Origin of the sequence: Peptoniphilus sp. BV3C26, assembly GCF_000478985.1 — a bacterium.
Taxonomy (GTDB): Bacteria; Bacillota; Clostridia; order Tissierellales; family Peptoniphilaceae; genus Peptoniphilus_B; species Peptoniphilus_B koenoeneniae.
This window is the reverse complement of record NZ_AWXB01000063.1, coordinates 49,166-63,754: the sequence shown is the minus strand read 5'-3', so window position 1 is coordinate 63,754 and position 14,589 is coordinate 49,166. Positions and strand designations below refer to the sequence as shown.

At 28.4% G+C, this 14,589-nt stretch carries 13 protein-coding genes; 12 read left to right on the top strand and 1 reads right to left on the bottom strand.

Features of this window, described 5'->3' with window-relative positions:
- Nucleotide 1 precedes the first annotated feature (1 nt).
- Both dtd and HMPREF1253_RS08025 read left to right on the top strand, forming a co-directional pair.
- Nucleotides 2–451: a D-aminoacyl-tRNA deacylase gene (gene dtd, locus HMPREF1253_RS08030; RefSeq protein ID WP_023056274.1), complete on the top strand. Its 450-nt coding sequence runs from the start codon at nucleotides 2–4 to the stop codon at nucleotides 449–451.
- A 7-nt stretch (nucleotides 452–458) separates the two neighbouring features.
- Nucleotides 459–1,088, top strand: a complete 630-nt coding sequence (locus HMPREF1253_RS08025; protein ID WP_023056289.1) for an MBL fold metallo-hydrolase — start codon at nucleotides 459–461, stop codon at nucleotides 1,086–1,088.
- A gap of 60 nt (nucleotides 1,089–1,148) precedes the next feature.
- Here the strand turns inward: HMPREF1253_RS08025 and HMPREF1253_RS08020 are convergent, their stop codons facing one another.
- On the bottom strand, nucleotides 1,149–1,895 hold the full coding sequence (locus HMPREF1253_RS08020) for an MTAP family purine nucleoside phosphorylase (protein WP_023056277.1): 747 nt from the start codon (nucleotides 1,893–1,895) through the stop codon (nucleotides 1,149–1,151).
- A 209-nt stretch (nucleotides 1,896–2,104) separates the two neighbouring features.
- On the opposite strand from HMPREF1253_RS08020, the gene HMPREF1253_RS08015 reads away from it, so the two are divergent.
- The 10 genes from HMPREF1253_RS08015 to HMPREF1253_RS07970 all read left to right on the top strand — a co-directional run bounded on the left by HMPREF1253_RS08015 (nucleotide 2,105) and on the right by HMPREF1253_RS07970 (nucleotide 14,516).
- Nucleotides 2,105–3,154: a s-methyl-5-thioribose-1-phosphate isomerase gene (locus tag HMPREF1253_RS08015; RefSeq protein ID WP_023056239.1), complete on the top strand. Its 1,050-nt coding sequence runs from the start codon at nucleotides 2,105–2,107 to the stop codon at nucleotides 3,152–3,154.
- 2 nt (nucleotides 3,155–3,156) lie between these two features.
- Complete coding sequence (locus tag HMPREF1253_RS08010) at nucleotides 3,157–3,720, top strand: HD family hydrolase (RefSeq protein ID WP_023056240.1); 564 nt, start codon at nucleotides 3,157–3,159, stop codon at nucleotides 3,718–3,720.
- Between the two features lie 11 nt (nucleotides 3,721–3,731).
- Entirely contained in the window at nucleotides 3,732–5,102 is a 1,371-nt protein-coding gene (locus HMPREF1253_RS08005; RefSeq protein ID WP_023056291.1) for an NAD(P)/FAD-dependent oxidoreductase, read from the top strand.
- 74 nt (nucleotides 5,103–5,176) lie between these two features.
- Nucleotides 5,177–6,568, top strand: coding sequence for a tRNA (N6-isopentenyl adenosine(37)-C2)-methylthiotransferase MiaB (gene miaB / locus HMPREF1253_RS08000; protein ID WP_023056264.1), 1,392 nt, complete (start codon nucleotides 5,177–5,179; stop codon nucleotides 6,566–6,568).
- Nucleotides 6,565–9,159 (top strand): DNA mismatch repair protein MutS, encoded by a 2,595-nt coding sequence (gene mutS, locus HMPREF1253_RS07995; RefSeq protein ID WP_023056246.1) that lies wholly within the window; start codon nucleotides 6,565–6,567, stop codon nucleotides 9,157–9,159. The genes miaB and mutS overlap by 4 nt, the downstream gene beginning before the upstream one ends.
- The gene (mutL, locus tag HMPREF1253_RS07990; RefSeq protein ID WP_023056243.1) at nucleotides 9,156–11,012 is read left to right on the top strand and encodes a DNA mismatch repair endonuclease MutL; all 1,857 of its coding nucleotides are present in this window, start codon (nucleotides 9,156–9,158) and stop codon (nucleotides 11,010–11,012) included. Before mutS ends, mutL begins: the two co-directional genes overlap by 4 nt.
- Complete coding sequence (gene miaA / locus HMPREF1253_RS07985; RefSeq protein ID WP_023056261.1) at nucleotides 11,009–11,923, top strand: tRNA (adenosine(37)-N6)-dimethylallyltransferase MiaA; 915 nt, start codon at nucleotides 11,009–11,011, stop codon at nucleotides 11,921–11,923. Before mutL ends, miaA begins: the two co-directional genes overlap by 4 nt.
- The gene (locus HMPREF1253_RS07980; RefSeq protein WP_023056266.1) at nucleotides 11,907–13,187 is read left to right on the top strand and encodes a methionine gamma-lyase family protein; all 1,281 of its coding nucleotides are present in this window, start codon (nucleotides 11,907–11,909) and stop codon (nucleotides 13,185–13,187) included. The genes miaA and HMPREF1253_RS07980 overlap by 17 nt, the downstream gene beginning before the upstream one ends.
- Complete coding sequence (locus HMPREF1253_RS07975) at nucleotides 13,184–13,705, top strand: nitroreductase family protein (protein WP_023056280.1); 522 nt, start codon at nucleotides 13,184–13,186, stop codon at nucleotides 13,703–13,705. The genes HMPREF1253_RS07980 and HMPREF1253_RS07975 overlap by 4 nt, the downstream gene beginning before the upstream one ends.
- Nucleotides 13,698–14,516: an SAM-dependent methyltransferase gene (locus HMPREF1253_RS07970; protein ID WP_023056219.1), complete on the top strand. Its 819-nt coding sequence runs from the start codon at nucleotides 13,698–13,700 to the stop codon at nucleotides 14,514–14,516. Before HMPREF1253_RS07975 ends, HMPREF1253_RS07970 begins: the two co-directional genes overlap by 8 nt.
- Nucleotides 14,517–14,589: the final 73 nt, after the last annotated feature.

Below are 14,589 nucleotides of genomic sequence, written 5' to 3'. Positions count from 1 at the left end.
TTTGAGAGCAGTTGTTCAAAGAGTAAAATCAGCAAAAGTTGAAGTAGATGGAAATTTAATAGGAAAAATTGATCAAGGAATTTTGCTTTTGCTTGGAATAAAAGATACCGACAAAGATGAAGACTTAAGCTATATTTTAAAAAAAGTTACTGGACTTAGAATTTTCGATGACGAAAATGGAGTTATGAATAAATCAATAATTGATACAAAAGGCCAGCTTTTAGTTGTAAGTCAATTCACCCTATATGGAGATGCAAGAAAAGGCAACAGACCCAGTTATCAAAATGCTGCAGGTTTTGAAGATGGAAAATATTATTATAAAAAATTTATTGAAGGAGCAAAAAATAAAAATATTTATACCCAAGAGGGAGAATATGGAGCGGACATGAAAGTTACTTTAATAAACGACGGTCCTGTTACGATTTTGCTTGATTCTGAAAAAACATTTTGAGGTAAAAATGAAAGTAATACAAATGGAGCTTGGAAATTTTGCTACAAACACATATATTATTTATGATGAAAATTTGGATGCAGTAATAATAGATCCAGCAGCTGAAGCAAAAAAAATAATTTCCACAATAGAAAAAAATAATCTAAAACCGAAATTTGTACTTTTGACCCATGGACATCCAGATCATGTGGGAGCTTTATATGAATTAAAAGAAAAATATAATTTGAAAGTCTATATTAACGAAAAAGATCAAGAAATGCTTGAAACAAATTCAACTTATTTTGGACCTATGCTGGGACTTGATATAAAGGATGTAAAAGGAGATTCTTATTTAAAAGACGGACAAGAGCTTTCCTTAGGAAATTTAAAATTTAAAATAATTGAAACTCCCGGTCATACAAAAGGAGGAGTTTGTATTTTAATTGAAAATATTCTTTTTTCAGGGGATACTTTATTTTTAGGTTCCATGGGAAGAACTGATTTTCCTGGAGGAAATGAAGAAGAAATTTTTTCATCTTTAAAAAAACTTATGGAGCTTCCTGATGAAACAGTAGTTTTGCCGGGACATGGTCCTAAAACTACAATCGGATATGAAAGAAAATATAATCCTTATGTGAGAATGGCAAATAATTATTAATATTAAATTTTTAAATTAAAAAACTCTTTACTGTTTAAATAGTAAAGAGTTTTTTATATTTTAAATTAGTTTTGCCTTTGATTTTATTTTTAATATTTCAGGACTTTCAAAAGTTTTTAAAATTGTATCAAGTAATTTTTTCTTGTCAAAATTAACTGATCTTATTTCTTCTTCAGTAATTTCTCCTCCTACCCCTGTGCAGAAATTAGTTACAAAACTTAAGCAGGAATAGACAATTTGTCTTTCATTTGCAAGAAGAACTTCAGGAACATTTGTCATACCGCAAACGTGGCAATCTAAATATTGATACATTTTTATTTCCGTTCTTGTTTCAAATCTTGGACCTTCAGTGCAAACATAAACACCCTTACCATTTATCTTGCAATTATTTTCTTTTGCAACTTTTATAAATAAATCATTTAACTCTTCGTTATAGGGTTCACTCACTTCTAAGTGGTCTACAATTCCATCATCACCGTCGAAAAAAGTTGTAATTCTATTTTTTGTAAAATCTAAAAAATCATTATTTAAAATTAAACTTCCCGGTGGCAAATCTTTTTTTACGCTTCCAACAGCACATATACCAAAAATATATTGAACTCCCAAATCTTTCATGGCTTGAATATTTGCACGATAGTTTATTTTGTGAGGGGGAACGCTATGACCTTTTCCGTGTCTTTGCATTATAACAACATCGCCTTTAATCGCTCCTTCTGCTTGTCCATATGCAGTTTCAAATATCTTTTTTTCAAAACCGTCTAAAATATCGTCATAGCCGGTACCTGCAATAATTCCAAATTTTGTCATAATAGATTCCTTTCTTTTTTAAAAATTATTTTATCTTATTTATAATTCTATCATTAAATTTATTTAATTTTACATAATTTATAAGATTTTAAATTTTTTAAGTTTTTTAAATTTTTTAAGTTTATATTTTTTTTAAATTTTCATTTGTAAAATTTTAAACATGTTATACTTATATTAAATTAAAATTATAAAAATTATATGGAGGAATTATGACAAGAATTGATGACGGTTTAGCTTTTATGCTGAAATTTGAAAATGTTGCATGGTATGAAAAAGGTCTTGTGAAAATTTTGGATAGAAGAATTTATCCAAGAGAAGTGAAATTTGTTGAGTGCAAAAATTATATAGAAGTAAGAGATGCAATTAGAGCTATGGTTACTCAAAGTGCAGGTCCTTATACTGCTGCTGGCATGGGTATGGCTCTTGCAGCTTATGAATGTTTAGATAAGACAAAAGAAGAAAGACTTAAATATCTACAAGAGGCTGCTGAAACTTTAGGACATAGTAGACCTACTACTTCTCAAAGAATGGTAGAAGTGGGAAGAGGATGCATAGAAGCTGTAAAAGATAAACTTGATGCAGATAATCTTGATATTCTTATTAGAGATTACACTGTAAAAGTAATGGAGCAAAGATATCAAAGAATAGGTCAAGTGGCAAATTATTTGGTTGATATGTTTCCCGACAATGGTAAAGTTATGACTCAATGTTTTGGAGAAACAATTATAGGCATGATGCTTAAAGAGTGCAGAAAAAGAAATAAAGAAATAAAACTTTTTGTGCCTGAAACAAGACCATTTTTACAAGGTGGAAGATTTACCGCAACTTGTTGTGCTCAAATGGGCTTTGATACAACTATTATCACAGACAATATGGTTGCCGTAACAATGAAAGAAAAGAAAATTGATGTATTCACTTCTGCAGCAGATACAATCACAAGAGATGGTTCTGTAATAAATAAAATCGGAACTTTCCAAATGGCTATTGTTGCAAAATATTTAGGGATTCCATATTTTGTTACAGGAATACCTGATAGTGCAAAAAGTGCAGGAGAAATAAAAATCGAACAAAGAGATCCAGAAGAAGTTTTAATGGCAAATGGAATTAGACATACTATTCCTGAAGTAAAGGGCTATTATCCTGCTTTTGATATTACGCCAGCTCATCTTGTAAGTGGAGTTGTTACAGATAAGGGAATTTTTTCTCCTTATGATTTAGATAGGTATAAAAGCGATAGCTATTATTCTTTTGCGGTATAAAAATGGAAAATTTAAAAAATGATATAAATTTTATTCTTGAAATTGATAAAATGAAGAGAGTAAAAAGGCAATCTTTAAATTTAGATAAGGTAACTTTTGAAGATGATGCTCAACACTCTTTTCATGTTGCATTGGCAGCTTTAACATTAAAGGATTATACAGATAGGGAAATAGATATTAATAAAGTTGTAAAAATGCTTCTTGTTCATGATTTAGTTGAGATTTATGCAGGTGATACTTTTGCCTATGATACTGAAGGATACAAAGATAAATATGAAAGAGAAATGGAAGCTGCAAATAAAATTTTTTCTATACCCTCAAATGGCAAATATTTAAAAGATTTATTTTTAGAATTTGATAAATGTGAAACTGACGAAGCTCTTTTTGCAAATACTGTTGACAGGTTGGAGCCTATAATGCTTAATTATTTTGGGGGCGGAGGTTCCTGGAAAAGTCATAATATTAAAAAAGACCAGGTCTATAAGAGAATTGAAATTGCAAAAAGAATTTCAACAAAATTATACCAATACGGGATTTCCATAATAGATGATTATTTTGACCGATAAGGTGATGAAAAGTGAAAGAATATGATGTTTTAATTGTTGGTGCAGGTGCTTCAGGAGTATTTGCGTCCTATGAATTTACAAAACAAAATACGGATAAAAAAGTCCTATTAATAGATAGGGGAAATCCTATTGAAAAGAGAATTTGTCCTATAAAAACAGGTAAAGTTGAAAATTGTATATCTTGTAAACCGTGTAATATTATGAACGGGTACGGTGGAGCCGGAACTTTATCCGACGGTAAATATAATATAACAAATAATTTTGGAGGAGAACTTTATAAATATTTAGGCAAGAAAGAATCAATAGAGCTCATGGAATATGTAGATAAGGTCTTGTGTGAATTTGACGGTTATAATTCAAAATTATATTCAACAAGTGATTCAAATTTAAAAACTATTGCATTAAGACATGATTTGCATCTACTTGATGCAAAGGTAAGACATTTTGGAACTGACAGAAATGTTGAAATTTTGAAAAAAATATATGACTATTCCAGAAAAAAAGTAGATATGATATTTAACACTCTTGTTTTAGATATTGTTAAAGAAAATGATAAATTTATAGTAACAACAGATAAAGATCAAAAATATTCAACAAAAAATGTGGTTTTAGCCTCAGGCAGAAGTGGATCAAATTGGATTTCAAAAATTTGTGATAAGTTTAAGATTGAAAGATTTTCAAATCAAGTTGATATAGGAGTTAGAGTAGAACTTCCGGCAGAAATATTTAAAGATATTACAGATAAAGTTTATGAATCAAAAATTGTTTATCAAACAAAAGAATACAATGATTTAGTAAGAACTTTTTGCATGAACCCTTATGGACAAGTTGTTGCCGAAAATACAAATGGAATAATTACAGTTAATGGGCATTCTTATGCAGATCCTAAATTACAAAGCGAAAATACAAACTTTGCACTTTTAGTAAGCAATAAATTTACAGAGCCTTTTAAAAATTCCAATGAATATGGCGAAAGTATAGCAAGGCTTTCAAATATGCTTGGCGGAGGAGTTATTCTACAAAGATTTGGCGATTTGGTAAAAGGTAGAAGAAGTGATAAAAGAAGGATGGAGAAATGTTTTACAGAGCCGACATTAAAAGCTACTCCAGGAGATCTTTCTCTTGTCATTCCAAAAAGACAATTGGATTCAATAATTGAAATGATTTATGCTCTTGATAAAATTGCTCCGGGAACAGCCAATGAAGATACTCTTTTATATGGAGTGGAAGTAAAGTTTTATAATTCAAAAATTAAAACTGATAAAAATTTTATGACCCATGTAGAAGGGCTTTATGTAGTAGGAGATGGAGGAGGAGCAACTCATTCTTTATCTCAGGCTTCGGCAAGTGGAGTTTATGTTGCAAGACATTTAATGAATTAATAAACGTCCTAGGACGTTTATTTTTTTTATTTATTATAGTTATGGTATAATTAAGTATTGAATGTGAGGTTTTAATGGAAAATTTAGAATTAATTGATTATAAAAAAGATGATTTAAGTGAAATTTTATATAATTTAAAAAGTTATACTGAAAATAAAAAGGCTGTAATTTTAACTTATGGTTGTCAAATGAATTTTCATGATTCCGAAAAAATATCATGGCTTTTAGAACAAATGGATTTTAAAATTATTGAAGATATAAATGAGGCTGATTTAATAATTTTAAATACTTGCTCCATAAGAAAATCTGCGGAAGATAAAGTTTATGGAAAATTAGGGGAGCTTAAGCATTTAAAAAAACTTAAAAATAGTTTAAAAGTTTGCGTTTGCGGTTGCATGATGCAAAGACAAGAAAGCAGAGATATTGTAAAAGAAAAATTTGAAAATGTAGATATAATTTTTGGAACAAATAATATTTACAAATTTCCCCAATTACTTTTAAAGGTTTATAAGGATAATGAAAAAGTTATAGATATTGAAGAAAACTATACAAATGATGATAATAATTTAGGCGCCAACAGACTTTATAATTTTAAGAGTTTTGTAAATATAATGTATGGTTGCAACAACTTCTGCACCTATTGTATAGTGCCTTACACAAGAGGACGTGAAAAAAGCAGAAGACCAAAGGAAATTTTAAATGAAATAAGAGATTTGGCAGCTCATGGAACAAAAGAAGTAACTCTTTTAGGTCAAAATGTTAATTCTTACGGAAAAAATTTAGACGAAAAATATACTTTTACAGACCTTCTTAAAATGATAAATGAAGTGGACGGCATTGAAAGAATAAGATTTATGACTTCTCATCCAAAAGATTTTTCAGATGAGTTAATATATGCTTTTAGAGATCTTGATAAGCTTTCAAACTTTTTACATTTACCTGTTCAGGCTGGATCAAGTAAAATTTTGAAACTTATGAATAGACATTATACAAAAGAGCAATATTTAGAAAAAATCTATAAAATAAAAGAAATTGTTCCTGATATAGCATTATCAACTGATATTATGGTTGGCTTTCCTGGTGAAACAGAAGAAGATTTTCTTGAAACTATAGATTTATGCAAGAAAGTTGAATATGATTCATCTTTTACTTTTATATATTCCATGAGAGAAGGGACAATAGCAGCAAATAAAGAGCAAATTGATGAAGCTATAAAACATCAAAGATTTAACAGACTTCTTGATCTTTTATATCCTATTCAATTAAGAAAGAACAAGGCTGAAATAGGAAAGGTAAAGAAAGTTTTAGTTGAAGATGTAAGTAAAACAAATAAAGAGGCCTTAAGCGGAAGAACGGAAGAATTTAAACTTGTAAACTTTAAGGGAAGTGGAGATTTAATAGGAAAAATAATTCCTTTAAAGATTACGGATGCAAACACATTTTCATTAACAGGTGAGATAATTTGAAAACAGAAAAACTTACTCCCATGATGCAACAATATGTTGCAACAAAAGAAAAATATAAAGAGGCTCTACTTTTTTATAGGCTTGGAGATTTTTACGAAATGTTTTTTGACGATGCACTTATTGCATCTAAAGAACTGGATCTTGCTTTAACAGGTAGAGGGGGAGGGCTTGATGAAAAAATTCCCATGTGTGGAATTCCCCATCATGTTGTAAATCAATACATTTCAAAATTAATTGCAAAAGGTTATAAGGTTGCTGTTTGTGATCAAATGGAAGATCCAAAACTTGCAAAAGGTATAGTTAAAAGACAGGTAACTCGTGTTATAACTCCTGGGACTTTTACTGATGAAGAATACTTAAAAAATGATGAAAATAATTATTTATTAAGTATTTATATAAAAAATTTGTCCATATATATTTCATATGTAGATTATTCTACAGGAGAGCTTAGTGTAACAGATAAAGTTTTTTTGAACAAAAAGGAACTTTTGAAATTTGCAGAACTTGAATTTGAAAAATTAAATCCAGAAGAAGTAATAGTAAATGAAAATGAAGATTTAAACTTTATTAAATATAGGCTGGTAAATTATTATTCAGAAGATAAAATAAGAGAAATTAATTTAAATAAAATAAAAGACAATTTAAATGAAAATCTTAAAAAAGATTTAAAAAAGAATGATCTTTTTGAAAATAAATCTATTTTAATGTTGTTTGACTATCTCATTAATATGAGCATGAGAAAGTTAAACCATATTAACTCAATTCAACTATTTAAGGCTTACGATTATTTAATTTTAGATGAAAGTTCTCTTAGAAATTTAGAAGTTATTAAGGGATTAAATACAAATAGTAAAAAGGGATCACTTTTAGAAGCTTTAGATTATACAAACACTTCAATGGGAGCAAGACTTTTGAAAAAGTGGGTAAGCGAACCCCTTATTAGTAGAGAAAAAATTATTAAAAGGCAAGATTTTATTGACGCCTTTATAAATGATTTTATTTTTATGGATAAAACCAAAGAAATTTTAAAATCTTTAATTGATATTGAAAGGCTTTGCGGAAAAATTTCTTTAAAAAATGTAAATCCCAGAAATTTTATATCTTTAAAAGAATCTTTAATAAAGAGCAAAGAATTAAAAGTCTTATTTGAAAATTCCGGTGAAAAAATTTTTAATGATCTTGCAAAATTCATTGATCCTATTGATGAATTAATAGAAAAAATAGAGAACATAATTGTAGATGAAGCACCTTTAAAATTTGAAGAAACTAAATTTATAAAAGATGGATACAATGAAGAATTAGATAAATTATTTAAACTTTCAAATAATGGGAGACAATTTTTATTAGATCTTGAAGAAAAAGAAAAAGCAAGAACTGGAATCAGTAAGTTAAGGGTCAAGTATAATAAAATTTTAGGATACTTTATAGAAGTTACTAAGTCCTATATAGATAATGTGCCTGACTATTATATAAGAAAACAAACTTTAGTAGGTTCTGAAAGATATTTTACAGTTGAGCTTAAAGAAATGGAGTCAAAAATTTTATCAGCCCATGATGATGCACTAAGTCTTCAAGCTAAAATTTTTGATGAATTAAAAAATTTTACTATTGGAAAAATATTTGAACTACAGAACCTTTCTCTTGTTATTGCCATGGTGGATTCTTTATATTCTTTGGCAAAAAGTGCCGTAGAAAATAAATATAAAAGACCTAAGATAAATGAAGTTGGAAAAATAGAAATTAAAGGCGGAAGACATCCAATTGTAGAATACAACAACAGGTCTGATGTTTTCATTGAAAACGATACTTTACTTGATCAAGAAAATAATATGCTTCATATTATAACAGGCCCTAATATGGCTGGAAAATCAACCTATATGAGACAAGTTGCCTTAATTGTAATAATGGCACAAATAGGTTCTTTTGTTCCCTGCGAATTTGCAGAGATTTCCATTGTAGATAGAATTTGGACAAGAATAGGAGCAAGTGATAATTTAGCAAAAGGTGACTCAACTTTTATGGTTGAAATGAAAGAAGTTGCAAACATTGTTAATTATGCAAGTTCAAAATCTTTAGTAATTCTTGATGAAGTAGGAAGAGGAACATCAACTTATGACGGTCTATCCATAGCTTGGGCATTAATAGAATTTATTGTAAATAATATAGGTGCAAAAACTCTATTTGCAACTCATTACCATGAGCTTTCAAAACTTGAAAAACAATATAAAGAAATTTCCAATTTAACCATGGAAGTTGAAAAAGAAAAGGACAATATTATCTTTTTAAGAAAAGTAATACCAGGTTGGACGGATAATTCTTATGGGATTGATGTTGCAAGACTTGCTGGAATAGACGAGGAAATTTTAAATAGAGCTCAAGAAATTTTAAAGGTAATAACTCAAAAAGAAAATGATAAATTTAATGTAAACATAAAAAAACATCAAAAAGCAGTAAGCCAAAAGTCAATTTTTGACATTAGAAAAGATTCTTTTTTAGAAAAATTACAAAATATTAATCCTGATGATTTTTCACCTAAAGAAGCGATTAACTTGTTATATGAAATTGTAAAAGACTCAAAGGAATTAAAATGATAAATATATTAGATGAAAAAACCATATCAAAAATTGCAGCAGGAGAGATAATAGAGAATCCGGCTTCAATTGTAAAAGAATTAATTGAAAATTCCATAGATGCAGAAGCAAAGAATATATTTATAGAATTAAAAAAAGAAGCCACAGACTATATAAGAATTTCTGATGATGGTCTGGGAATGAATAAAAGTGATTTGAATCTTGCTTTTTTAAGACATACAACTTCAAAATTAAAAACAGCAGAGGACTTAAATAAGATTCATTCTTTAGGTTTTAGAGGAGAAGCCCTTGCAAGTATTGCCCATATTGCAAAAGTGGAAGCCATAAGTAAAAGCGAAAATGATAAAGTTGGTAGTGGAATTGTTCTAAATAATGGAGAAATTATAAAAAATTATAATGTTGGAGTTTCAAGGGGAACTACAATTTTTGTAAAAGATATTTTTTATAATACACCGGTAAGGAAAAAATACTTAAAAGAAAATAAAATAGAATTAAGTTACATTTATGAAGTTGTAAGTAAAATTGCTCTTTCAAAGCCAGAGATAGCTTTTAAACTTGTAAGTGACAATAAAGTTATTTTAAATACAAATGCTACTGATAATTATAAAAATCATATTTTTTCTATTTTAGGACGAGATATAGCGGAAAATTTAATAAAAATTGATTATGAAAGTGAAAAATATAAAATATCAGGTTTTATATCAAATAATAAACTTTATAGATCTTCAAGAAACAATGAATATGTCTTTATGAATGGGAGATATATAAAAAATTTAGAAATAGCACGAAGCGTTGAAAAAAATTATAAATCTCTCATACCCTTAAATAGATTTCCTGTTTTTATTTTATACATTGAAATTCCACCGGATATGGTTGATGTAAATATACATCCTAAAAAACACGAAATAAAATTATCTAAGGAAAATCATTTAACAACAATTTTATCTGAGATAGTTGAGGATAAACTTTTTAGCAACAGATCTGTAATTTCAGTTGATTATACAAATGAGAAGACAGAGGAAGAAAAAACTATTTTTGATCTTAATATAAACGACGAGGAAGACTCTGATTTAGAAATCGAAAAGTTTGAAAAAAAAGAGGAAAATCAAGAAAATACACCAAGAGAAAATGAAATTCATGAAATAAATATTTTTGTGGAAGACTTTAATAAAAATTTTAAAGTTGAAGATGAAAAAGAAGAATATTTTACAGATGATGAAGAAGATAAAAAAAGTGAAGATCTAAATGAAAAGTTATATAAGCAAAATGATTTAACTTATAAACTTCTAAAATCTGATTTTGTCGGGGTTTTATTTAATACTTTTATAATTATGGAGTCTTTAAACTCTGATAAATTCTTTTTAATAGACCAGCATGCTGCTCATGAAAGAATAAATTATGAAAAATTTAAGAATCAATATGAAAAATCAGAAGTGATCACTCAGTTACTTTTAAAACCCATAATTATAAACATAGATGAAAGTGAAAGAAGAGTTTTTATAAATAGTAAAGAAACCTTAAATAAATTAGGTTTTGAAATGGAAGAATTTGGAGAAAACAGTCTTATTTTAAGAGAGATACCTGTTCTTTTTAAAGAGCCTGAAGGAGAAAACTTTATTCATGATCTTTTAAGAGATCCTCATGATAATTTATACAAAGTGGACCCCTATAGAATAATGAGAAAAGCCTGCAAGGCATCAATAAAGGCAGGAGATAAAATAAGCTCCCTAGAAGTTGATGGTTTAATTAAAAGTTTAATTAAGTGTCAAACTCCATATACTTGTCCTCACGGAAGACCAACTGTAATAGAAATTACTAAAAGTAGAATAGAAAGATTATTTTTAAGAGAATGAAAGAAAACTTACTTGTCATAACAGGGCCTACAGGAATAGGAAAGACTGACTTATCAATAAAAATTGCAAAGAAATATAAGGGACAAATAATTTCCGCTGATTCTATGCAAATTTATAAAAAAATGGATATAGGAACAGGAAAAATTAAAAAAGATGAAATGGAAGGAATAGATCATTATTTAATAGATTTTGTAAATCCAGATGAAGATTTTTCCGTAGATGATTTTAAAAAACTTGCAAAGGAAAAAATTTCTTATATAAATAATAAAAATAAATTGCCAATTATTGTTGGAGGTACAGGACTTTATATTAATTCCATTGTCTATGATTTTTCTATGCAAAAAACAGAAAAAAATGAAGATTTCAGAAAAAATCTTGAGTATAGAATAAAAAATGAAGGTTTGGAAAAAATTTATAAGGAGCTTTATTGTAAAGATAAGGGTGCTGCATTAAAAATACATCCAAATAACAAACAGAGAATTATAAGAGCTCTTGAAATTTTTGAGTTTCAGGGTAAAAAAGAAACTGAAAATTTTAGAAAGAAAAATGATTCTTACAATTTATTTATGATAGGCCTTAATACGGACAGAGAAATTTTATATGAAAGAATAAATAAAAGAGTGGATAAGATGTTTGAAATGGGCTTCATAGATGAAGTAAGGGAACTTTTAAAAGAAGGCTTTGATGAGAATTTAACTTCAATGAAAGCAATAGGCTATAGGGAAGTTATAGATTTTCTAAAGGGTAATATAAGTTTGGACGAAGCAAAAGAAAAAATGAAGCAATTTTCAAGAAATTATGCAAAAAGGCAGCTTACATGGTTTAGAAGAGATGAAAGAATATTTTGGTTTGATCCTTTTAAAGATAAAGAAGAAAGGTTATTTGAAAAAATAGATGAAAAATTTTTATGATTTAATGGAAAAAGAGTTTGAAGTAAATAGAGAAGTTTTAGAATTAGTAGACTCTGTTGAATCAAAACTAAATGATAGATTTGAAGAAAGAAAAGAGATAGCACTTTATAATCAGCTTAAAATTTTAAAAGCTATGCAAAAAAATAAGCTTACTGCTACTGATTTTAATTGGACAACTGGATATGGCTATGGAGATATAGGTAGAGAAAAAGTTGAAAGCATTTATGCAGATGTTTTTAAAACTGAAGATGCCTTAGTAAGACCAAATATTGTTTCTGGGACTCATGCCATAAGCCTTGCACTTTTTTCAATTTTAAAAAATAAAGATCATTTATTATATATAAGCGGCAAACCCTACGACACTCTTTTAAAAGTAATAGGATATAGTGGAAATGAAGCTCTTTCCATGAAAGAAATGGGAATTGATTTTTCTTATTGCGAGCTTAAAGAAAATAAAATTTGTCGGGAAAACATAGAAAAAGCAATTAGAAAAAATACAAAAGTAGTTGCAATTCAAAGATCAACAGGATATTCCGACAGAAGGGCTTTAACAATTGAAGAAATTGAAGAGGGAATTAAAATTGTAAAGGAGTTACTTCCAGATGCAATTATTTTTGTAGATAATTGTTATGGGGAGTTCACTGAGTTTAAAGAACCAAGTGAAGTGGGAGCTGATATTATGGCAGGCTCTTTAATAAAAAACCCTGGTGGGGGTCTTGCTTATAGTGGAGGTTATATTGTTGGAAAAAGTGAGTTTATAAATAAATGCGCCAATAGACTTACTGCACCTGGAATAGGAAAGGAATGTGGACTTACTTTCGGAATGACAAGGCAAATTTTACAAGGTTTGTTTATTGCACCGAAAGTTGTTGAAGATGCAATAAAAGGCTCAATTTTACTTGCAGCTATATTTGAAAAATTTTCCTACAGATGCATTCCGACTTCATCAGATAAAAGAAGCGATATTATTGAAGCAATAGAATTAAAGACAAAAGAAAAAGTTGAAGAATTTTGCAAAGCCATTCAGGAAACAAGTCCAGTAGATTCGCAGTTCACTCCTATGCCTTGGGATATGCCTGGATATGAAGAACAAGTTATAATGGCGGCAGGAGATTTTATCGAAGGTTCATCCATTGAACTTTCGGCAGATGGACCTATGAGAGAACCTTATTTTGTATATTTTCAAGGTGGCTTAACGTATGAACACATAAAAATAGCCATTATAAATGTTGTAAATAAATTAAAGGAGAAAAAACTATTATGAATTTTGAAGAATTAGTAAATAAAAGATTTAGTTGTAGAAATTTTTCCGACAAACAAGTAGAAAAAGAAAAAGTAGAAAAAATAATTGAGCTTTCAAATCTTGCCCCATCAGCTTGTAATTCACAGCCCTATAAAATATATGTAACAAGAAAAGAAACTGCAAAAAAAATAAGTCAAGCAAGAAGCTTAAATATGAACGGATTTATAGAAAAAGCGGATACTATTTTTGTAATTGAAGAAGAAGGATATAATTTAACTGCAAAAGTTGGGTCGAAATTAAAAGATCAAGATTATAGAAGTGTTGATATTGGGATTTTGTCTTCTTATATAACTTTAGCAGCACAGGAATTAGGACTTGCAACTTGTATAATAGGTATGTTTGATGAAGAAAAAATAAAAAATATTTTAGGAGCAAAAGGCAGAATAAGATTACTTATAGCTATGGGTTATTCAAATACTTTAAAAGCTCCGGATAAAAAAAGAAAAGATATAGAGAAAGCGTGGAAAGAACTTGATTAACATAGTAGGTCTCGGCGCAGGCTCTTCAGAGGAGCTTACTTTGCAGGCAATAAAAATTATGAAAAATGGTCTGAAAAATTTTTTGCGTACAGATAAAGTAGAAGCCGTTCAATATTTTAAAGAAAATAAAATAGATTTTGAAAGTTTTGATAAATTTTATGAAGAAGAAAATTCTTTTGATGAAGTTTATTTAAAAATAGTAAAAAAATTAATAGATGAAAAAGATTGTAATTATTTTGTGCCAGGTCATCCCCTTGTTGCTGAAAAAACAGTAAAACTTTTAATAGAAAGTGGTATAGAAATAAACTTAGTATCGGGAATATCTTTTATAGAACCTGTTTTAAACATAGTTAAAAGAGATATCTCAAAGGGTTTTATTTTGCTTGATGCCCTTGATATGACAGACCTTGATATTAATAAGAAAATGGATATAATAATCACTCAAGTTTACAATAAGAGAATCTTATCTGAAATGAAACTCATACTTTCAGACATCTATGGAGATGAGTATAAAGTATATTTAATTACAGATGCAGGCCTTGAGTCGGAAATTTTTGAACATACACCTATTTATCTTCTTGACAGAAAAGAAGTAAACCATCGTTCTTGTATTTTTATTCCAAAAACTTATGATTTTACAATTAATGATTTAGACAAGAGATTAGCAAATATAGAAGTTAATGAAAATTTAGATGAAGTTTCTCAAGAATTTTTATCTGTATTTACAAAAATAAGGTCAGGAATTAGAAAAGGTTATTGGACTTTTGATGAAATTTTAAAAAACATTGATAAAATGCCTAAATTAACGTGATTTATTAAAAAAACTATGGTAAATATAGTTAACATATTGTATAATTAAATTAATCAGGTGCATGGCATCTATA